The following is a 5,107-nucleotide window of genomic DNA, read 5'->3' on the forward strand; positions in this document are numbered from 1 at the left end:
GCAACTCGCGGGCCGCCGCGAGCGGTTCGCGCCGGGTCAGCCACTGCTCGGTCTCCGCGTGGGCCGCCGCCGGCGGGAAGACGGCGGTGCCGTCGAGGAGCGCGTCGGCCCCCTTGTCCGCGAGGTCGCCGACCGCCGGGGCGTCGAACCCGGCCTCCAGCAGCCGGGCCCGCAGGCCGTACACGCCGAGCGGGGTGAGCCGCACCATGCCGTAGCGGGAGACCTCGGTGTCGTCCACGGGCGCCGCCGGTTCCTCGTCGGCGTCGGCCATGAGTGCCTCGTCCACCGGCTGGTACTCCACCAGCCCGGCGGGTTCCAGCATCCGGAACTGGTCGTCCAGGCGCATCATCGCCTCGGACACCTGCTCCAGGACGTCGTCGGTCGGCTCCCCCATGTCGTCCGGCACGATGACGGACGCGGCCAGCGCGGGCAGCGGCACCGGGGCGGCCTCGGCCGCGTCGTCCCCCACGGTCAGCAGGTACAGGTTGCCGAGGACGCCGTCGAGGAACTCCGCGTCGGCCTCGGGGTCCCAGTCGAGGGAGGAGAGGTCGAGTTCGCCGGAGCCGTCCTCGGCGGCGATGGCGTCGACGAGTCCGCCGAGGTCCGGGACGCTCGCGTCGGCGAGCACGGTCTCCAGGGCCGCGAGCCACACCTCCAGCACCTCGTGCGGCGAGCCGCCCCCGGTGACCGTGCCGAGGTCGGCACCGGCCGCGACCGTGCCCTCCTCCTCGTCGGTCACCTCGACGAGCCCGGCGTCGACGGCGGCCCGCCAGGCCTCGGCGGCGTCGGCCGCGGCGTCCTCACCGCTCAGCCCGAGCGCCTCGGCGGCGGCGGGCACCTGCTCCTCGACGAGTCCGCCGCCGGCGTCGACCCGGGTGGCGGGCCCGGCCCAGCGGGCGAGCCGGACGGCCCGGGACAGCAACGGGGTGGACAGCGCGTCGCGCGCCAGCTCCGCTTCGGGGTGCAGCCGCGCGGGCGGCAGGGTGGAGCTGTCTGACATCGGCTGAATCTCCTAGCACGCCTGGTGAGGACTCAACCGCTCAGCCTAGACGGATTTCCACCCATGCCGCCCGCTTCCTCTCCCCACCGGCGGACGTGCATGGCCGAAACCTTGACAAGTGGCGTGGCCAGGCTGGAGATTGACGCGCGTAGAAATCGGCGGACAGTTGTTCACCGGAAGCACGGGGGCCCCATCGCACCCGCCGGTCCTCTCCGTGTGTCGATCCGCCCGCCGGTGCGGCTCGCGCCGTCCGCGCTCCACCCTCGTCCCGGCACACCACACGTCCCCGGAGGGATCCGTTGCCGACCAAGCCGTCCGCGCGCCTCGCCGCGCTCACCGTCGCCGCCGTCTGTTCCGCGGCGTCCACCGTCGTCCTCGCCTCACCGGCGCACGCCGACACCGTACGCATCCACGACATCCAGGGCGACACCCGGATATCCCCGCTCGCCGGCCGCCAGGTCGCCGATGTGGCCGGAATCGTCACCGGGGTGCGCACCTACGGTTCGTCCCGCGGGTTCTGGATCCAGGACCCGGAGCCGGACGCCGACCCGGCCACCAGTGAGGGCGTGTTCGTCTTCACCGGCTCGACCCCGCAGGGCGTCGCCGTGGGCGACGCCGTCACCGTCTCCGGCACGGTGACCGAGTACGTCCCCGGCGGCCTGACCTCCGGCAACCAGTCGCTGACGCAGATCAGCCGCCCCACGGTCACGGTGACCTCCAGCGGCAACGCGCTCCCCGCGCCCGTCACCCTGGACGCGCGGTCCGTCCCGGCCGCCTACACCCCGGACGGGGACCCCGCCGCGGGCGGCTCCGTCAACGGGCTGCGCCTGCGTCCCTCCCGCTACGCCCTGGACCGCTACGAGTCCCTGGAGGGCATGCACGTCCGGGTCGCCGACACCCGGGTCGTGGGCGCCACCGACCCGTACACCGAGCTGTGGGTCACGGTGAAGCCGTGGGAGAACCGCACCCCGCGCGGCGGCACGGTCTACGGCTCCTACGACGACCAGAACACCGGCCGCCTCCAGATCCAGTCGCTGGGCCCGGCCGCGGACTTCCCCGACGCGAACGTCGGCGACCGGCTCGCCGGCACCACCTCGGGCCCGCTGGACTACAACCAGTTCGGCGGCTACACCCTGGTGGCCAACGAGCTCGGCACCCTCCAGCAGCGCGGCCCGGCCCGCGAGACCACCCGCAAGCAGCACGCGCGCGAACTCGCCGTCGCCACCTACAACGTGGAGAACCTGGACCCCTCCGACGACACCTTCGCCGCGCACGCCGCCGCGATCGTGGACAACCTGCGGTCGCCGGACATCGTGGCCCTGGAGGAGATCCAGGACAACAGCGGCGCCACCGACGACGGCACGGTCGCCGCGGACCTGACCCTGGCGAAGCTGATCGAGGCCGTCGAGGCGGCCGGCGGTCCCCGCTACGCGTGGCGTTCGGTCGACCCGGCCGACAAGGCGGACGGCGGCCAGCCGGGCGGCAACATCCGCCAGGCGTTCCTCTACAACCCCGAGCGGGTCTCCTTCACCGACCGGGCCGGGGGCGACGCCACCACGCCCGTCGGCGTCACCAAGGTCCGCGGCAAGGCGGCCCTGACGCACTCCCCGGGCCGCATCGACCCGGCCGCAGCCGCGTTCGAGGACAGCCGCAAACCCCTGGCCGGCGAGTTCGTCTTCCGCGGCCGGACGGTCATCGTGATCGCCAACCACTTCGCGTCGAAGGGCGGCGACCAGGCCCTGACCTCGGAGTTCCAGCCGCCGGCCCGCGGTTCGGAGACCCAGCGCCACCTCCAGGCGCAGGCGGTGCACGACTTCACCGCCGAGGTCCTCAAGACCCAGAAGAACGCGCACGTCGTCGCACTGGGCGACATCAACGACTTCGAGTTCTCCCGGACGACGGAGATCCTCCAGGGCGACGGAGTGCTCTGGCCGGCCATCAAGTCCCTGCCGGAGAACGAGCGTTACTCCTACGTCTACCAGGGCAACAGCCAGGTGCTGGACCAGATCCTGATCAGCCCGTCGATCCGCCGGGGCTGCGCGTTCAGCTACGACAGCGTGCACATCAACGCCGAGTTCCACGACCAGATCAGCGACCACGACCCGCAGGTCCTGCGCTTCAGGCCGTGACGCACGGCGGGCCGGCCGGACCCCCGCGTCCGGCCGGCCCCGGGCCGTGCCCCTTCGCCGGGGCACGGCCCGTTCGGCATGACCGCCCTGCCGGCCCACGGCCGTTCAGCGATGACCGCCATCTGGTCGCACGGCCCGTTCAGCGATGGCTGCCCTGCCGGCGCAGCACGACCCCGGCCGCCACCACGGCCCCTGCCGCCGCCCCGGCGATCAGCACCGGGCGCGGGTGCCGCAGCCCGCTGCGTCCCGCCTGGGTGGCGCTGCTGCGCAGCTGTACGGACATCGCCCCGGCCTTGTCCCGCAGATCCTCCGCCCTGGCCCGGGCCCGCCCCTTGACGTCCATCTTCCCCGCCAACTGCTCGACGGTGTCGCCCAGTTCGTGGCGGGTCCGCTCGATCTGCCGGCGCAGCTCGTCCGGCCCCTTGGCGCCGCGTGCGGCAGCCTCGCCCCCCGCGGTCGAGCCGGAGCCCGCCCCGCCCGCGCCCGTCACGTCCTGTGTCATCGGTGTGCCCTTCCCTTGATCTCCTCCACGTCGGCCTTCACGCTGCCCAGCGCCTCCTCGGGCGTGGCCGGTGTGGCCCGGCGCAACTGCGCGCGGCCGGCCACGGCCAGCACGCCCGCGATCACGAACAGCACGGCCGTGACGATCAGTGCCGCCAGCCAGACGGGCAGCACCAGTGCCAGCGCCGCGGCCCCGGTGCCGGCGAGCGCGAGCAGACCGGCGTAGGCGAAGGCTCCCGCCGCTCCCAGCATGCCGCCGCCACGCCCGGCGCGGCGGCCCTTGGCGGCCAGCTCCTCCTTCGCCAGGGCCACTTCCTGCCGGGCGAGCCGGGAAAGCTGTTCGGTGGCCTGTCCGACGAGCTCGCCCACGCTGTGCTCGTCGCGAACCGGCCGGTGGTCGATGGTTCCGGTCACGGTGGTCCGCCTCCTCTCGGTAGGAAGGCACCCGAGTACCCGCGCCGCGCCGCCGCTACGCCTGCGCCGCGGGCCACCCCACTACGCAGCAGAGCTAACCGGTACCGGCAAGCAAATGTAAGTGGAGCTTCACCGTCGAGGGGCCGACACTGACCTCATGACGACGACCCCGCCCTTCGGGCGCGCTCTGTGCGCGATGATTACTCCCTTCACCCCCGACGGCGCCCTCGACCTCGACGGCGCCCAGCGCCTCGCCGGCCACCTGGTGGACCGGGGCTGCGACGGCCTGGTCCTGTCCGGCACCACGGGCGAGTCCCCCACCACCACCGACGCGGAGAAGTCCGCCCTGATCACGGCCGTGCGGGAGGCCGTCGGCGACCGTGCCCGGATCGTCGCGGGCGTCGGCACGCCCGACACCGCGCACACCGCCGGACTGGCCCGTCGGGCGGAGCAGGCGGGCGCCGACGGCCTGCTGCTGGTCGCCCCCTACTACAGCCGTCCCCCGCAGGACGCCGTCGAGGCCCACTTCCGGGAGATCGCCGACAGCACGGGCCTCCCGGTGGCCCTCTACGACATCCCGGCCCGCACGGGCACCCGGATCGAGCCGGACACCCTGCTGCGGCTCGCCGGACACCCCCGGATCGTCGCGGTCAAGGACTGCTCGTACGACTTCCTCGCCGCCCAGAAGGTCATCTCCCGCACCGGCCTCGCCTACTACGCGGGCTGCGAGGAGCACAACCTGGCCCTCTACGCGGTCGGCGGCGCCGGCTACGTCAGCACGGTCGCCAACGTCGCCCCGGACCACCTGCGCGCCGTGCTCGACGCCTTCGACGCGGGCGACACGGCCCTCGCGGCCCGCCTCCAGCAGGCGGCGATCCCGCTCGTCGAGGCCGTCATGGCGAGCGGCCTCCCCGGCACGGTCACCGTCAAGGCCCTGCTCACCGCCCTGGGCCTCCCGGCGGGCCCGCCCCGCCCGCCGCTCCGCCCCGCCGACGGCCCCGCGACGGACCGGCTCAGGGCCGCCCACGCGGCCCTCGTGTCGGGCTGACGGCACGAGGCAGGT

Annotated in this window: 5 protein-coding genes; 2 read left to right on the top strand and 3 right to left on the bottom strand. The window is 74.2% G+C overall.

All coding sequences use genetic code 11. The features are described from left to right. Window positions 1-1,000, bottom strand: a 1,000-nt coding sequence (locus G3I53_RS25685) for a hypothetical protein (protein WP_164438817.1), incomplete at its 3' end; no start/stop codon positions are given. A gap of 299 nt (window positions 1,001-1,299) precedes the next feature. On the opposite strand from G3I53_RS25685, the gene G3I53_RS25690 reads away from it, so the two are divergent. Next, window positions 1,300-3,129 (top strand): endonuclease/exonuclease/phosphatase family protein, encoded by a 1,830-nt coding sequence (locus G3I53_RS25690; RefSeq protein ID WP_164333412.1) that lies wholly within the window; start codon window positions 1,300-1,302, stop codon window positions 3,127-3,129. Window positions 3,130-3,268: 139 nt separating this feature from the next. Here G3I53_RS25690 and G3I53_RS25695 read toward each other — a convergent pair whose 3' ends face one another. Further along, window positions 3,269-3,631: a DUF3618 domain-containing protein gene (locus tag G3I53_RS25695; protein WP_164333411.1), complete on the bottom strand. Its 363-nt coding sequence runs from the start codon at window positions 3,629-3,631 to the stop codon at window positions 3,269-3,271. Then, window positions 3,628-4,044: a phage holin family protein gene (locus G3I53_RS25700; protein ID WP_164333410.1), complete on the bottom strand. Its 417-nt coding sequence runs from the start codon at window positions 4,042-4,044 to the stop codon at window positions 3,628-3,630. The genes G3I53_RS25695 and G3I53_RS25700 overlap by 4 nt, the downstream gene beginning before the upstream one ends. A gap of 157 nt (window positions 4,045-4,201) precedes the next feature. On the opposite strand from G3I53_RS25700, the gene dapA reads away from it, so the two are divergent. Beyond that, entirely contained in the window at window positions 4,202-5,092 is an 891-nt protein-coding gene (gene dapA / locus G3I53_RS25705; protein WP_164438818.1) for a 4-hydroxy-tetrahydrodipicolinate synthase, read from the top strand. Window positions 5,093-5,107: the final 15 nt, after the last annotated feature.

The sequence above is a fragment of the Streptomyces sp. SID14436 genome (assembly GCF_010548465.1).
Lineage (GTDB): Bacteria > Actinomycetota > Actinomycetes > Streptomycetales > Streptomycetaceae > Streptomyces.

Excerpts from the sequence above, each read along its gene's own strand:
- dapA (WP_164438818.1), top strand. The coding sequence starts at position 4,202 with ATGACGACGACCCCGCCCTTCGGGCGCGCTCTGTGCGCGATGATTACT.
- G3I53_RS25695 (WP_164333411.1), bottom strand. The coding sequence starts at position 3,631 with ATGACACAGGACGTGACGGGCGCGGGCGGGGCGGGCTCCGGCTCGACC.